At 62.8% G+C, this 12,999-nt stretch carries 14 protein-coding genes; 8 read left to right on the top strand and 6 right to left on the bottom strand.

Going from position 1 to position 12,999, the window contains the following annotated elements:
- The first annotated feature begins 203 nt into the window (after nt 1-203).
- The 8 genes from ACFSQT_RS25910 to ACFSQT_RS25875 all read left to right on the top strand — a co-directional run bounded on the left by ACFSQT_RS25910 (nt 204) and on the right by ACFSQT_RS25875 (nt 8,938).
- Entirely contained in the window at nt 204-1,685 is a 1,482-nt protein-coding gene (locus tag ACFSQT_RS25910; protein ID WP_379023481.1) for an FAD-dependent monooxygenase, read from the top strand.
- 130 nt (nt 1,686-1,815) lie between these two features.
- Entirely contained in the window at nt 1,816-2,550 is a 735-nt protein-coding gene (locus ACFSQT_RS25905; protein ID WP_379023479.1) for a FadR/GntR family transcriptional regulator, read from the top strand.
- Nucleotides 2,547-3,734: a PLP-dependent transferase gene (locus ACFSQT_RS25900; RefSeq protein ID WP_379023477.1), complete on the top strand. Its 1,188-nt coding sequence runs from the start codon at nt 2,547-2,549 to the stop codon at nt 3,732-3,734. The genes ACFSQT_RS25905 and ACFSQT_RS25900 overlap by 4 nt, the downstream gene beginning before the upstream one ends.
- 29 nt (nt 3,735-3,763) lie before the next feature.
- Complete coding sequence (locus ACFSQT_RS25895) at nt 3,764-5,041, top strand: ABC transporter substrate-binding protein (RefSeq protein WP_379023475.1); 1,278 nt, start codon at nt 3,764-3,766, stop codon at nt 5,039-5,041.
- Between the two features lie 292 nt (nt 5,042-5,333).
- On the top strand, nt 5,334-6,257 hold the full coding sequence (locus ACFSQT_RS25890) for a carbohydrate ABC transporter permease (RefSeq protein WP_379023473.1): 924 nt from the start codon (nt 5,334-5,336) through the stop codon (nt 6,255-6,257).
- Nucleotides 6,257-7,105 carry a carbohydrate ABC transporter permease gene (locus ACFSQT_RS25885; protein ID WP_379023471.1) on the top strand — a complete coding sequence of 283 codons (849 nt, stop codon included), beginning with the start codon at nt 6,257-6,259 and terminating at the stop codon, nt 7,103-7,105. The genes ACFSQT_RS25890 and ACFSQT_RS25885 overlap by 1 nt, the downstream gene beginning before the upstream one ends.
- Before the next feature lie 3 nt (nt 7,106-7,108).
- The gene (locus tag ACFSQT_RS25880; protein WP_379023469.1) at nt 7,109-8,176 is read left to right on the top strand and encodes an ABC transporter ATP-binding protein; all 1,068 of its coding nucleotides are present in this window, start codon (nt 7,109-7,111) and stop codon (nt 8,174-8,176) included.
- A gap of 81 nt (nt 8,177-8,257) precedes the next feature.
- Entirely contained in the window at nt 8,258-8,938 is a 681-nt protein-coding gene (locus tag ACFSQT_RS25875) for a DJ-1/PfpI family protein (protein WP_379023467.1), read from the top strand.
- 110 nt (nt 8,939-9,048) lie between these two features.
- Here ACFSQT_RS25875 and rpmG read toward each other — a convergent pair whose 3' ends face one another.
- From rpmG to ACFSQT_RS25845, 6 genes are all read right to left on the bottom strand, one after another.
- Nucleotides 9,049-9,216, bottom strand: coding sequence for a 50S ribosomal protein L33 (gene rpmG / locus ACFSQT_RS25870; protein ID WP_006201775.1), 168 nt, complete (start codon nt 9,214-9,216; stop codon nt 9,049-9,051).
- A gap of 158 nt (nt 9,217-9,374) precedes the next feature.
- A complete protein-coding gene (locus ACFSQT_RS25865; protein ID WP_379023465.1) occupies nt 9,375-9,830 on the bottom strand; it encodes a YqfO family protein in 456 nt (151 codons plus the stop codon).
- A 117-nt stretch (nt 9,831-9,947) separates the two neighbouring features.
- Nucleotides 9,948-11,126 (bottom strand): MFS transporter, encoded by a 1,179-nt coding sequence (locus ACFSQT_RS25860; RefSeq protein ID WP_379023463.1) that lies wholly within the window; start codon nt 11,124-11,126, stop codon nt 9,948-9,950.
- A 22-nt stretch (nt 11,127-11,148) separates the two neighbouring features.
- The gene (locus ACFSQT_RS25855) at nt 11,149-11,889 is read right to left on the bottom strand and encodes an NUDIX hydrolase (RefSeq protein ID WP_379022710.1); all 741 of its coding nucleotides are present in this window, start codon (nt 11,887-11,889) and stop codon (nt 11,149-11,151) included.
- Between the two features lie 74 nt (nt 11,890-11,963).
- The gene (locus tag ACFSQT_RS25850; RefSeq protein WP_379023461.1) at nt 11,964-12,332 is read right to left on the bottom strand and encodes a DUF983 domain-containing protein; all 369 of its coding nucleotides are present in this window, start codon (nt 12,330-12,332) and stop codon (nt 11,964-11,966) included.
- A 76-nt stretch (nt 12,333-12,408) separates the two neighbouring features.
- A partial coding sequence (locus ACFSQT_RS25845) for an RNB domain-containing ribonuclease (protein ID WP_379023459.1) occupies nt 12,409-12,999 on the bottom strand: 591 nt, incomplete at its 5' end.

Genomic DNA, 12,999 nt, shown 5'->3' with positions numbered 1-12,999 from the left:
GGATTCTGTTCTCTTGGATCAACGGCGATAGCGATATGGCGCGCACGGTCACTGCCCGAGAATCTTTATTCGTGGATGGCGCCCTGAAGGGAAGAGTACCCTCTCCAGTTCATACATATGGCGCACAAGGGGCTTGCGGCAAGACCCGGCTCCTCCCGTAAAACGGCGACCCAGACCAGGTACGAAAACGGGAGTGACGATTGATGATTTCAAATCATGCGGTGGTGATCGGCGGAGCCGGTCCGACCGGGCTGATGTTGGCCGGTGAACTCGCGTTGGCGGGTGTTGATGTGGCTATTGTCGAGCGGCGCGCCGACCAGGAGCTTGTTGGCTTGCGTGCGGGCGGCCTGCACGCACGCGCCATCGAGGTTCTCGATCAACGTGGGATTGCCGACAGATTCCTGTCACAGGGACAGCGCTTTCAGTTCGTGGGCTTCCACATGATCCGGTTGGACATCAGCGATTTTCCAACGCGGTACAACTGCGTGCTCGGGCTGCGTCAGAACCACGCCGAACGCATATTGGCCGGTTGGGTCGACGAGTTGAAAGTGCCGATTTATCGCAGCCGTGAGGTTGCGGGGTTCACGCAGGACGACAGCAGGGTCACCATAGAGTTGGCAGATGGCCAGCGATTGAAGACGGACTATCTGGTGGGCTGTGACGGAGGGCGAAGCGTCATCCGAAAAGCGGCTGGCATCGAATTCGCCGGATGGGATCCGACGATGAGCTGGATGATCGCCGAGGTCGAAATGTCTGAGGATCCGCCGTTGGGCTTCCGGAACACGGATTCCGGTATCCACGCATTGGGCAAGATCGGGGAGGGTGGGACAGTCGGCGTCGTGCTGACAGAACCGCGACTGAAGACCGGCGGAGAACCCACACTGCGCGATCTCAGCGAGGCGCTGGTTGCCATCTATGGGACCGACTATGGGGTCCACAGTCCGACTTGGCTCTCGCGCTTCACCGACATGTCGCGGCAAGCGGCGACCTACCGCGACAGACGCGTCCTGCTGGCGGGCGATGCCGCACACATCCATCCCCCGATGGGCGGCCAGGGCCTCAACATCGGTGTACAGGATGCGGTGAACCTCGGCTGGAAGCTGGCGCAGGTGGTCAAGCGGGTTTCACCGGAGAACCTCCTCGATACCTACCAGGCTGAGCGCTACCCGGTCGCCGCCCGTGTCTTGCAGAACACGATGGCGCAGGTTGCGCTTCGGCGTATGGACGACCGCGGCAAGGCCATGGGCGACATCGTTGCCGAACTGCTCGGGATGGACGAACCGCGCAGACGAATGGCCGGCGAGATGTCCGGTCTGGGCGTTCACTACAATTTTGGCGAGGGGCATCCTCTGCTTGGCCGGCGGATGCCCGACCTCGACCTGCTCACTGTCAACGGCCCGCTGCGGGTCTTTGCCTTGCTGCACCATGCCCGGCCGGTCTTGCTCAACTTCGGTCAGCCAGGCGGTTTCGACATCACACCGTGGGCGGATCGGGTCCGGCAGATCGACGCCACATATTCCGGACCATGGGAGCTTCCGGTGCTTGGTCCCGTCGCCGCTCCGACCGCCGTGTTGATCCGGCCCGACGGATATGTGGCCTGGGTGGGGGACTCAACCCGTCTTGGACTTGCCGAGGCGCTGACCGTCTGGTTCGGACCGCCTGCCGTGGCGCCACAGCCACAATGAAGCAGGCTCACCTAGCCTCTTGAAACGCATCGCGTCGCCGCTTGCGGCGACGCGGTCTGCTGACAACCGATTGACAGGATCTCTTGCATGTGCAGAAATTGGTTGGGCCATTGCACCACTTGGAGGAAATGTGGACCAGAACAGCCTGCCACCCATTCAGACGACGGCGCGCGATGACGCCGTGCTGAAGGCGTTGGTGGGGTTTGTTCGCGCCGAAGCCCTGCAGCCCGGTGAGAGACTGCCAACCGAACGCATTCTGGCAGAGCGGCTGAAGGTAAGCCGCAACACCGTGCGTGAGGCGCTGACGCGCTGGGAAGGGCTCGGTCTGGTCGAGCGCCGGCAAGGCAGCGGGACCTATCTCAAGGCGGCCGTCTCACCAGACATGCTGCATATGCCGCTGACGCTGGCGGGCGGCAATGATTTCACCAGCCTGATGCAGACGCTGGAGATCCGCCGCGCGCTGGAGGCGGAGGCCGCCGCACTCTGTGCCGAGCGTGCAAGCCAGGCCGACATTGCCGAGATCGCGCGCAAGCTCGACATCATGGAGCAGGCGTTTCGCACGCGCGACGGCATGTCGTCGGAAGAGGACTGGGAGTTCCACCAGGCGATCTACCGGGTCTCGGGCAATCCGCTGTTCGAGCAGATCATTGCCGCCATGCATGAGCTGTTCCATCGCTTCTGGGAGCATCCGCTGGGTGTGCGCGACTTCGGCCATGCCAGCTTTCCCTATCACCGCACCATCTATGAACGCATTGCCGCGCGCGATCCTCAGGGCGCCCGCGCCGAGGCGCTCAAGCTGATCGCCACCGTCGAGGACGATCTGAAGCGCGGTGCTGCCAAACTCAAACTTTCGAGCCAGACATGACCGAGCACCCATCCGGTTTCGACCACGACTATCTCGCCGAGGCGGCAACGCTGCTGGCGCATGACGAGCCATTCCCGGGTGGTGCGGTGGTGCCGCCGATCTACCAGACCTCGCTGTTCACCTTCGCCAACTATGCCGAGATGGCCGACACCTTCGCCGGCAAACGAAAGCAGCCGATCTATTCGCGCGGCGACAACCCGAGCGTGATGGAGTTCGAGGCGCGGGTGGCGGCGCTCGAAGGCGCTGAGGCCGCGCGCGGCTTTTCCAGCGGCATGGCGGCGATCAGCGCCACGGTGCTTGCTTTCGTCGGTGCCGGCGAGCGCATCGTGGCGGTGCGCAATTGCTACGGCGATGCCTACCGGTTGTTCGAGCGGCTCTTGCCGAGGCTCAACATCAAGGTCGACTACGTCGATGGCTCCGACCCGGACGCGGTCGCCGCGGCACTTCCCGGCGCCAAGTTGCTTTATCTGGAAAGCCCGACCTCGATGATGTTCGAGCTGCAGGATATCGCGCATCTGACGCGGTTGGCCAAGGAACAGGGCATCGTCACCAGCATCGACAATTCCTGGGCGACGCCGGTGTTCCAGAAGCCGATCGCGCACGGCGTCGACCTGGTGCTGCACTCGGCCTCGAAATATCTCGGTGGCCACAGCGACACCGTCGCCGGCGTGGTGGCGGGTTCGGCCGCCCATATCAAGCATATCAACGAACAGACGTATTCCTATCTCGGCGGCAAGCTGTCGCCGTTCGAGGCCTGGCTGCTGCTGCGCGGTCTGCGCACGCTGCCGCTGCGCCTGCCGCACCACATGAAGAGCGGACTGACCATCGCCGAACGGCTGAAGGCGCATGCCAATGTCGAGCGCGTCAACCACCCCGCTTATTCGAACCACCCGGGCAAGGCCACCTTGGCCGGCTATGCCGGTCTGTTCTCCTTCGAGGTGACGGACGATATCGACATCCCCGTCTTCGTCGATGCGCTGAAATATTTCCGCATCGGCGTCAGCTGGGGCGGGCACGAAAGCCTTGTCGTGCCTGCCAAGGCGTCACTGGAGCAGACGCCGGGCCTGAATTCGATGGCGCGCTTCGGCGTCAGCCCCCGAACCATCCGCTTCAGTGTCGGATTGGAGAGTGTCGAAGACCTGTGGGAGGACATCGCCCAAGCCTTCGAAAAAGCCAGAAAATAACAAGCGGGTTCAAAATGGGAGTCTTGAACATGAAAAAACTGACCGTCATGCTTGCCACCGTTGCGGGGCTGGCGATTTCCGCCGGAAGTGCTGTGGCCGATTCGACCCTCAAGATGGTCGAAGTCATCACCAGCCCGCCGCGCACCGAATTCCTGAAAAAGCAGATCGCCGAGTTCGAAACCGCCAATCCGGGCGTCAAGGTCGAGCTGATCTCGCTGCCCTGGGGCCAGGCCTTTGAAAAATTCCTGACCATGGTGCAGGCCGGCGATACGCCCGACGTGGTCGAGATGCCCGAACGCTGGATGGGCCTCTATGCCAACAACGCACAGCTCGAGGATCTCGGCCCCTACATGGCCAAGTGGGACGACGCCAAGACGCTGGGCGACCGCGCCAAGCAGTTCGGCTCGACGGTCAACAACACGCAGTTCATGATCCCCTACGGCTACTATGTGAACGCGCTGTTCTGGAACAAGAAGCTGTTCAAGGAAGCCGGCCTCGACGGCCCGCCGGCCACGCTTGACGATTTCATCGCCGACTCCAAGAAGATCTCGGCACTTCCCGGCAAATACGGCTACTGCCTGCGCGGCGGTCCGGGCGCCTTCAACGGCATGCACATGTTCATGAACATCGCCGCCGGCAAGGGCGGCTATTTCAACGAGGACGGCACCTCGACCATCAATGAGGAAGGCTCGGTCAAGGGTCTGCAGATGCTGGCCGACATGTACAAGAACGGCCTGGCGCCGAAGGATGCGGTGAGCTGGGGCTTCAACGAGACGGTCACCGGTTTCTATTCCGGTACCTGCGCCATGCTCAACCAGGACCCCGACGCGCTGCTCGGCATCGCCGACAAGATGAGCGCCGACGACTTCGCCGTGGCGCCATTGCCGGTCGGGCCGAGCGGCAAATCCTACCCGACGCTCGGCTATGCTGGCTGGGCGATGTTCGCCAACTCGCAGCACAAGGACGACGCCTGGAAGCTGATGGCGACGCTGCTGTCGCCCAAGGACAATCTGGAATGGGCCAAGGAGGTCGGTGTCGTCCCGATCCACAATGGCGCCGACCAGGATCCCCATTTCAAGACCGAGCAGTTCAAGGGCTGGTTCACGGAGCTGAGCGACAGCTCCAAGTATGAAATGGTGACGCCACCGACGCATCTGGAGAATCTCGGCAATTTCGTCGACCAGGTGGCGATCAAGAATTTCCAGGAAGTGCTGCTTGGCCAGAAGACGGCCAAGGACGTTGCCGACCAATGGGCTGCCTTCCTGACCAAGGAACAGCAGGACTGGCTGGCGAAGAACAAGAAGTAGTTTTTCTTCCCTTTTCCCCGTTCACGGGGAGAAGGTGTCACCAATGCATGTCGCTCAAAAGTGCGAAGCGGTTTTGAGATCACGACTTGCATAAAACAAAAATGCATGTCGCCCAAAAGTGCGAAGCGGTTTTGGGATCACGACTTGCATAAAGCAGAGTGACGGATGGAGGCGGCGCCATCGTTAGAAGGTCCGCGCAGCCCCCATCTGCCTGCCGGCATCTTCTCTCCGTGAAACGGGAGAAGGACGCTGTCGCCGACGCCGGCATCCACCATTCACCGCAGAGCCGCCAATGACCTATGTCGTGTCCGAAATACGATCCGCCGGCAAGCCGCGTCGCAAGCGGCTATCGCACGCCGCTATCGAGCCCTGGCTCTATCTCAGCCCGGCGATCATCCTTCTGGCCGTGGTGCTTCTGGTGCCACTGGTCATCGGTATCAGCTACTCCTTCCGCAAATTCTCGGCTTTCAAGTCGGAATTTGTCGGGCTCGGGCAGTATCGGGCGATGCTGTCGGATCCGGTGCTGGGGCAGGCGCTGGTCAACACGCTGTGGTGGACTGTCGCCAGCCTGTTCTTCCAGTTCTTCCTCGGTCTTGGCCTGGCGCTGCTGCTCGACAAGCCATTCCCGGGCCGCAAGGTGGTGCAAGCCCTGGTGTTCCTGCCCTGGGCGGTGCCGTCCTTCCTGTCGGGCCTGACCTGGGCCTGGCTGTTCAATCCGATCATCGGTCCGCTGCCGCACTGGCTGTTCGCGCTGGGGCTGAAGGCCGAGCCGACCAATATTCTGTCCGATCCTTCAACGGCCATGTGGGGACCGATCGTCGCCAATGTCTGGTTCGGCATTCCGTTCTTCGCCATCACGCTTTTGGCGGCGCTGAAATCCATTCCATCGGAACTGCATGAGGCAGCGGCCATCGACGGCGCTTCGCCCTGGCAGCGCTTCACCAAGGTGACGCTGCCCTTCCTGGCGCCGACCATTGCCATCACCGTGATGCTGCGCACCATCTGGATCGCCACCTTCGCCGATCTGATCTTCGTCATGACCGAGGGCGGCCCTGCCGGCTCGACCAACACGGTGCCGGTCTACATCTATGTCAGCGCCTTCAAATCGCTGGACAAGGGCTATGCCTCGGCGGTCGCCGTGCTGCTGCTGGTCCTGCTAATTGCCTATGCGATCGCGCTGATCGGCATTCGCCGCTCCCTGGTGAGGCACGTCTGATGATCGCAGGACGCTCGGCCTCGCAACGGTTTTTCGGCGGCATCGGCCTCTACGCGGCAATCGCGGCTTACGTGATCTTTGCGCTGTTCCCGATCTACTGGACGCTGAAGATCTCGGTCACGCCGGAGCGGCTTCTCTATTCCGAAGGCATCACCTTCTGGCCGTCGCAGATGACGCTGCAGAATTTCGTCACCGTGCTCGAGGCCACCGATTTCCCGCGCTATTTCCTAAACAGCGTCATCGTCTCGGTGTCGACGGCTGCACTGGTGACGGTCGTTGCGACGCTCGCCGGCTATGCCATGTCGCGCTTCACCTTTCGCAGCAAGGCGGCGCTCGCGCTGCTGCTGCTTTTGACCCAGACCTTCCCGCTGGTGATGGTCATTCCACCGATCTACCGCGTGATGGGGCAGATCGGCCTGATCAACAGCCTGACCGGGCTGATCATCATCTACACCGCCTTCAACACCGCCTTCGCCACCTTCCTGATGCAGTCCTTCTTCGACGGCATCCCGAAGGACCTGGAGGAGGCGGCGATGATCGACGGCTGTACGCGTGCGCAGGCGATGCGCAAGGTCATCGTGCCGCTGACGCTGCCGGGCATGGGCGCGACGCTCGGTTTCGTCTTCACCGCCGCCTGGAGCGAGTTGTTGTTCGCGCTGATGCTGATTTCCAGCGACGACCAGAAGACCTTCGCCGTCGGCCTGCTCACCTTCATCGGCAAATTCGCCGTCGACTGGGGACAGATGATGGCGGCGTCCATCCTGGCGCTGATCCCGGTCTGCATCTTCTTCGCCTTCCTGCAACGCTATCTCGTCACCGGCCTGACCGCCGGCGCCGTCAAAGGATGATCGATGGCCTCTGTTACGCTCGAAAAGGTCCGCAAGGACTATGGTGCCGTCCGCGTCCTGCACGCGGTCGACCTTGAGATCGCCGATGGCGAGTTCGTCGTCCTGGTCGGCCCGTCAGGCTGCGGCAAGTCCACCTTGCTGCGGATGATCGCCGGTTTGGAAGAGGCGTCAGGCGGCGAGATCCGCATCGGCGAGCGGCTGGTCAACGACGTCGCGCCGAAGGACCGCGATATCGCCATGGTGTTCCAGTCATACGCGCTCTATCCGCATATGGACGTGTCGAAGAACATGGGCTTCAGCCTGATGCTGCGCAAAGCCGAAAAGTCGGCGATCGATGCGCGGGTGGACAGTGCCGCCAAGCGGCTCGGGCTCGACACTTTCCTGCAACGCCTGCCGCGCCAACTGTCCGGCGGCCAGCGCCAACGCGTCGCCATGGGCCGCGCCATCGTGCGCAATCCCAAGGTCTTCCTGTTCGACGAGCCGCTGTCGAACCTCGACGCCAAGCTGCGCGTCCATATGCGCGCCGAGATCAAGGCGCTGCACCAGCAGTTGAAGACCACTTCGGTCTATGTCACCCACGACCAGATCGAGGCCATGACCATGGCCGACCGGATCGTCGTCATGCATGACGGGCTGATCCAGCAGGTCGGCGCACCGCTCGATCTCTATGACCGGCCGGCGAACATGTTCGTCGCCGGCTTCATCGGCTCGCCCGGCATGAATTTCATGCCGGCGACGGTTCGAAAGGGAAGCACGTCGGAGGCCGTGCTGGCCGATGGCCAGGCGCTGCGCCTGCCGGACGGCCTGCCGCTGAAGGACGGTGACGTCATCACCGTCGGTCTGCGGCCCGAGCATGTCAGGCTGGCGGACGGTGGCGCCCTGCAAGGCGAGGTAGGGGTGGTGGAGCCGCTCGGCCTCTCGACGCAGTTCTACGTCAAGCTGGCCGGCCAGCAGCTCTGCGTCTTTGCCATGGGCCGTACCGGCGTGAAGCCCGGCGACGTGGTGCGGCTGTCGGCCGATCCGGCATCGCTGCATCTGTTCGATCCGGAAAGCGGCGATCGCATCGGCTAGACCGGCCTCATCGTCCGATCGCCGCCTATCGCCAGTGCCGGCTGTCGCATAGTGATTGCGGAAGCAGGAGGAGGGGAGACCATGAAACTTGGAATTCCAGTCTATGACGGCGTGGACTTGCTCGACGTTGCCGGACCTTATGAAATGTTCAAATGGGTCGACCCGGCGAAGGGGCTCGATTGCCAAATCCTGTCCGCCGTCGGTGGCCCGGTCACGACCGTGAACGGGCTGCGTTTCGAAGCCCATGCCAGCTTTGCCCAAACGCCAACGCTCGATGTCCTCTGGGTGCCGGGCGGCGCGCCGGAAGCGTTGAGCGCGATGATGTCGGATGCCAATTCGCCTTTTCTCGCCTATCTGCGGCAGGTGGCGGCGGATGCGCTCTGGGTTTGCTCGGTATGCGAGGGGGCCCTGTTGCTTGCCCGCGCCGGGCTGCTTGACGGTCACAAGGCCACGACCCATTGGGCGTTCGTCAAATGCCTGCAGAGTTTTCCGAAGATCGAGGTCGATACGACGCATGCGCGCTTCATCAAATCCGGCAACCGACTGACCGGTGGCGGCATCTCATCAGGCCTCGACGAAGCCTTGAAACTGATTTCGCTGCTGTTCGATGAGGCGACAGCCGAGGCGGTGCAGGTCACGACCCAGTATTTTCCGCGCCCGCCGGTGGCTGGCAAAATTCCAGCCACGCCACCTTGCCCGGTCAAATGGCGCTCGAGGCGGTCGCACCACGGCAACCCTGAAGCGATTCCAGGAAAAGTGTGAGACGGGCCAAGGGTAGGGTTTGCATTGGCCTCAGCAGACTCCGCCCGATGGCCCTGCAAACGAAAACGCCGCCCAATGGGCGGCGTTCGGCATTCGCGGAGGAAACCAGATTACTTGATCTTGGTTTCCTTGAATTCGACGTGCTTCTTGGCGACCGGGTCGTACTTGCGGAACGACAGCTTGTCGGTCTTGGTGCGGCTGTTCTTGCTGGTCACGTAGAAGAAACCGGTGTCGGCGGTCGACAGAAGCTTGATCTTGATGTTTGCGGCTTTGGCCATGATTTCAGTCCGTTATGTTCGTGGGGTTTTGGCCGCTGGAGCACGGGGAAACACCCGGACGCGGGAAACTTGGCGCGACACATAAAGAACGTGCCTGGAAAGTCAAGCCCGGCGGTGCTGTCTCTTCCTTCTCCCACAAGGGGGAAGGGAAGGCCGCTCTAAGCTTCTTCCCTAACGGGGGCAACCTTCTTCCAGTCCCCGGTCGTGTTCCACCAGCGATTCGGATTGGCGCGGTCGTCCAGCCCCTTGGAGCGGCTGGCGAGGATCGGCTGAATGCGGATCACCGGTTCCTGGTAGCTGTGCGCCTGGAAAATCGCCTCGACCACCCGGGCGGCCAGTGTCTGGTCGTCGGGCAATTCGAACGAAACCTCGACCGTGCCGGGGCGTCGCCGCAACTCGGTTTCGGCGCCGGCGGCCGCACCGTCAAGCGGCCTGTAGCGTTCGATGCCATGCGCCGACTGATAGGCATTGCGGTCGTATTTGCCCATCGCCAGCGGCGCTATCGCAACCACCGCGTCCATGATGCGGTCGACATCGGCGGCCGGCGCCTGGAAGGTCACGAGCAGGAGCAGTGTCATTCGCAACGAAGTGGTTTCAAAGCCGCTGTCGATCATGGGAGGATCCTCAACTTCAGATGTTTGAGGCAACCTTATAATCGGGGGCTGCTGACACGGTTCTGTCAGCAGCGTGTAGTGTCGCCGCGTGAAATGCAGGCTGGAAGAAGTGTCGCGCTAAAGGAGGATCTTGCGGATCAGCCTGACGCTGACCAGGGCGATGTAGGCGGCGAAGAACAGGCCGAGCGACCAGCCGAAACCGGATGGACCGAACGCATCCATTCCGATGCCGATCGCTTGCGGGCCGAGCACCATGCCGACGCCGTAGCAAAGCACGAAAGCGGCGTTGGCGGACGCCAGTTCGTGGCCGGAAAGCTGCGAGCCGAGGTGGGCAAGGCCGATCGTGTACATGGCAGCGACAACGCCGCCCCAGACGAACAGAAGTGCCGCCATCAGGTGCCAATTCTGGGCAAAGAAGGGCATGAAGATCGTGCCGGCAAGGCCGACGGTGGCGCAGGCAATCAGCAGATAGCGGCGGTCGCGGACGCGGTCGCTGATCATGCCGATCGGGATCTGCAGCAGCACGTTGCCGAGGCCAATCATGGTCAGGAGCAGGGCTGCATCGGCCTCGGAGTAGCCGATACGGTTGCCGTAGACCGGGAACAGCGCAAAGCCGCCGGTTTCGACCGCGCCGAACACCAGCACGGCTGCAGTCGCCGACGGCACCAGCCAGATGTAGCGCAGGAAATTGCTGGTCTCGCCATCGGAGACAATGGTCGGGCTCTCGTTGCGCGCCGCCAGCACCGGTATGGCGGCCAGCGTCACCAGTGCGATGATGACGCCGAACGGCCTGAAGCCGGAACTGCCAAGATGGGCGAACAGCCACGGCCCCGCGGCAAAGCCGAGCGACAGAACAGTGGCGTAGATGCCGAGGACAAGCCCGCGCCGGTGCGGCGGGGCCGAAGTGCTGATCCAGAATTCCGACAGGATGAACAGCACCGTCAGCGCGATATGCAGCACAACGCGCAGCGGAAACCACATCCAGAAATCGGGTGCGAAATGAAAGCCGATGAAGGCCAGGGCGCCAGCGGCGATCATGGCAATCATGGTCCAGGCAACGCCGAACCGCATGGCGAGCGGTGTGGCCAGCGGCGCGCCGGCGATCGAGGCCAGGCCGGCGACAGCCGTGTTGAGACCGATCATCGAGGCCGAATGGCCGCGCGTTTCAAGAATGACGCTGAGCAACGGCATGCCGAGGCCGATGGCGATGCCGACGACGCTGATCGACGAGATCGCCGCCACCATCGGCAGCCAATGTACGCGCTCGTCGGCCTGTGGTTGGGTATCGACCGTCATGGGATGCTGAATACTCGATATTCTACAGAATTTCGCGGGTGAAGCGGTTGCGGACAAGCCGGTAGAAGGGCACGGGGCCACCCGGGCGCAACAGCGGATCATGGGCGAGGCGCTCTTCCAGTTCGCCCAGGATCATTCGGGTGATGTCGGGTATGTCGGCTTCCCTGGCCTTGGCAAGCGGTAGCCAGACCAGCTCTTCGAGTTCGTTTGTCGGGCCGCCCCCCGGCAGTTCGACGGCGACATCGTCGCGCCAGGCGCTGAAGAAGCGCGTGTCGAAGCGGCGCACCCGGTTGGGCGGTGTGATGGCGCGCGCGACGAAACGCAGCATATCGAGAGAGGGGTGCACGCCGTGTTCGGCAAAGCCCTGCCAATCGGCTCTGGCGGTGGCGAAAGCGCCTTTGCGGCCGATCAGCAGCCCGGCTTCCTCATAGGTCTCGCGGATGGCCGACAAGGCGATCGCGCGCGCCCGTGCGACGCTTGTGCGGCCAGGCCCGGCGATCAACTTTGCTTCCTGCTCCGGATGCAATGCGGCGGCGACCGGGACGCGGCTGTCGGCCGGATCAGTGCGGCCGCCGGGAAAGACGAACTTGCCGGGCATGAAGGCGTGGCCGGGGTGGCGGCGGCCCATCAGGACCAGCACCTCATCGCCCTTGCGGTCAAGCAGGATCAGGGTCGCCGCGTCGCGCGGACGAATTGGCTGGCCGCTATGCGCGATCATGCTCCGCTCGATCCTGTCGACTTCCGCCTTGGTCATACCGTCCATGCGCAGGACCTAACGGAAACTTCTGGCAAGCGAAAGCGGCCTTTCACGGTCGGTATGTTGCGCCAGGCGGCGTTTTAGATCCCGGGATGTGGTTCGATCACATCCTTCTCGCCACCGAATCCGTGCATATAGAAGGCCCATTGCAGTCCGATGACGGCACCCTTGACCGGCTGCAGCAGCGCCACCGCCAGGATGATGGTCAGCGGTACCCAGATGGCGATGTGCTGCCACGTGGACAGGGTCGATGTCGCCTCGATACCCATGAAGGCGCCGAGCACGAGGTGGCCGACGATGACGATGACGAGATAGGCCGGAAGGTCGTCGGCGCGATGGTGATGCAGTTCCTCGCCGCAGACGCTGCATGTGTCGACGGTCTTGGTGAAGGCGCGAAATAGCTTGCCTTCGCCGCAATGCGGGCAGCGGCCGAGCATGCCACGCTTCATCGCCGTCCACAGCGGGCGGGCGGCCCGGCCCGAGTGATGTTCTCCGCCGAAAACTGTTCTTCCATGGCTGTTGTCATCATCGTCTCCTGCCGCGCGAACCCGGTCGCGATTGCGACGCGCGGGCGCGGCCTTTGGCCTTGTGAAACGACCGCTTGGAGTCCGGCAAAGGCTTTGGGTCGGTCAACATCTCGAAGCGAATGGCGCCGGCCATTGGCGCCACTTCGACGAGCCGGACCTCGACGCGATCCGCGAGCTGGTAGCCTTTGCCCGAGCGTTCTCCGAACAGGGAGCGGGCCGTTTCGTCGTATATATAGTAATCGCCATTCAATGTTGACACCGGGATGAAACCATCCGCGCCGTACTGCGGCAATTGGACAAATAGTCCCGATTTGGTGACGCCGGAAATGCGGGCGTCGAACCGGTCGTCGACGCGCTCGGCGAGATAGGCGGCGATCAGCCGGTCGACGGTGTCGCGCTCGGCGGCCATTGCGCGCCGTTCCGTGCCTGAGATCAGCACCGCAACGTCTTCGAGCCGCGCTGCCTCGTCCTGCGTCAGCCCGCCCGGACCGAGGCCGAGTGCGGCAATAAGTCCGCGATGCACGATGAGGTCGGCGTAGCGGCGGATCGGCGACGTGAAATGCGCGTAGCGCTTCAGGTTGAGGCCGAG

The organism is Mesorhizobium calcicola, from assembly GCF_042682105.1.
GTDB lineage: Bacteria > Pseudomonadota > Alphaproteobacteria > Rhizobiales > Rhizobiaceae > Mesorhizobium > Mesorhizobium calcicola.
The sequence above is the reverse complement of the archived record's forward strand: the minus strand, read 5'-3'. Positions and strand labels throughout refer to the sequence as shown.

Excerpts from the sequence above, each read along its gene's own strand:
- ACFSQT_RS25910 (WP_379023481.1), top strand. The coding sequence starts at position 204 with ATGATTTCAAATCATGCGGTGGTGATCGGCGGAGCCGGTCCGACCGGG.
- ACFSQT_RS25900 (WP_379023477.1), top strand. The coding sequence starts at position 2,547 with ATGACCGAGCACCCATCCGGTTTCGACCACGACTATCTCGCCGAGGCG.
- ACFSQT_RS25895 (WP_379023475.1), top strand. The coding sequence starts at position 3,764 with ATGAAAAAACTGACCGTCATGCTTGCCACCGTTGCGGGGCTGGCGATT.
- ACFSQT_RS25890 (WP_379023473.1), top strand. The coding sequence starts at position 5,334 with ATGACCTATGTCGTGTCCGAAATACGATCCGCCGGCAAGCCGCGTCGC.
- ACFSQT_RS25885 (WP_379023471.1), top strand. The coding sequence starts at position 6,257 with ATGATCGCAGGACGCTCGGCCTCGCAACGGTTTTTCGGCGGCATCGGC.
- ACFSQT_RS25880 (WP_379023469.1), top strand. The coding sequence starts at position 7,109 with ATGGCCTCTGTTACGCTCGAAAAGGTCCGCAAGGACTATGGTGCCGTC.
- ACFSQT_RS25875 (WP_379023467.1), top strand. The coding sequence starts at position 8,258 with ATGAAACTTGGAATTCCAGTCTATGACGGCGTGGACTTGCTCGACGTT.
- rpmG (WP_006201775.1), bottom strand. The coding sequence starts at position 9,216 with ATGGCCAAAGCCGCAAACATCAAGATCAAGCTTCTGTCGACCGCCGAC.
- ACFSQT_RS25865 (WP_379023465.1), bottom strand. The coding sequence starts at position 9,830 with ATGATCGACAGCGGCTTTGAAACCACTTCGTTGCGAATGACACTGCTC.
- ACFSQT_RS25860 (WP_379023463.1), bottom strand. The coding sequence starts at position 11,126 with ATGACGGTCGATACCCAACCACAGGCCGACGAGCGCGTACATTGGCTG.
- ACFSQT_RS25855 (WP_379022710.1), bottom strand. The coding sequence starts at position 11,889 with ATGGACGGTATGACCAAGGCGGAAGTCGACAGGATCGAGCGGAGCATG.
- ACFSQT_RS25850 (WP_379023461.1), bottom strand. The coding sequence starts at position 12,332 with ATGAAGCGTGGCATGCTCGGCCGCTGCCCGCATTGCGGCGAAGGCAAG.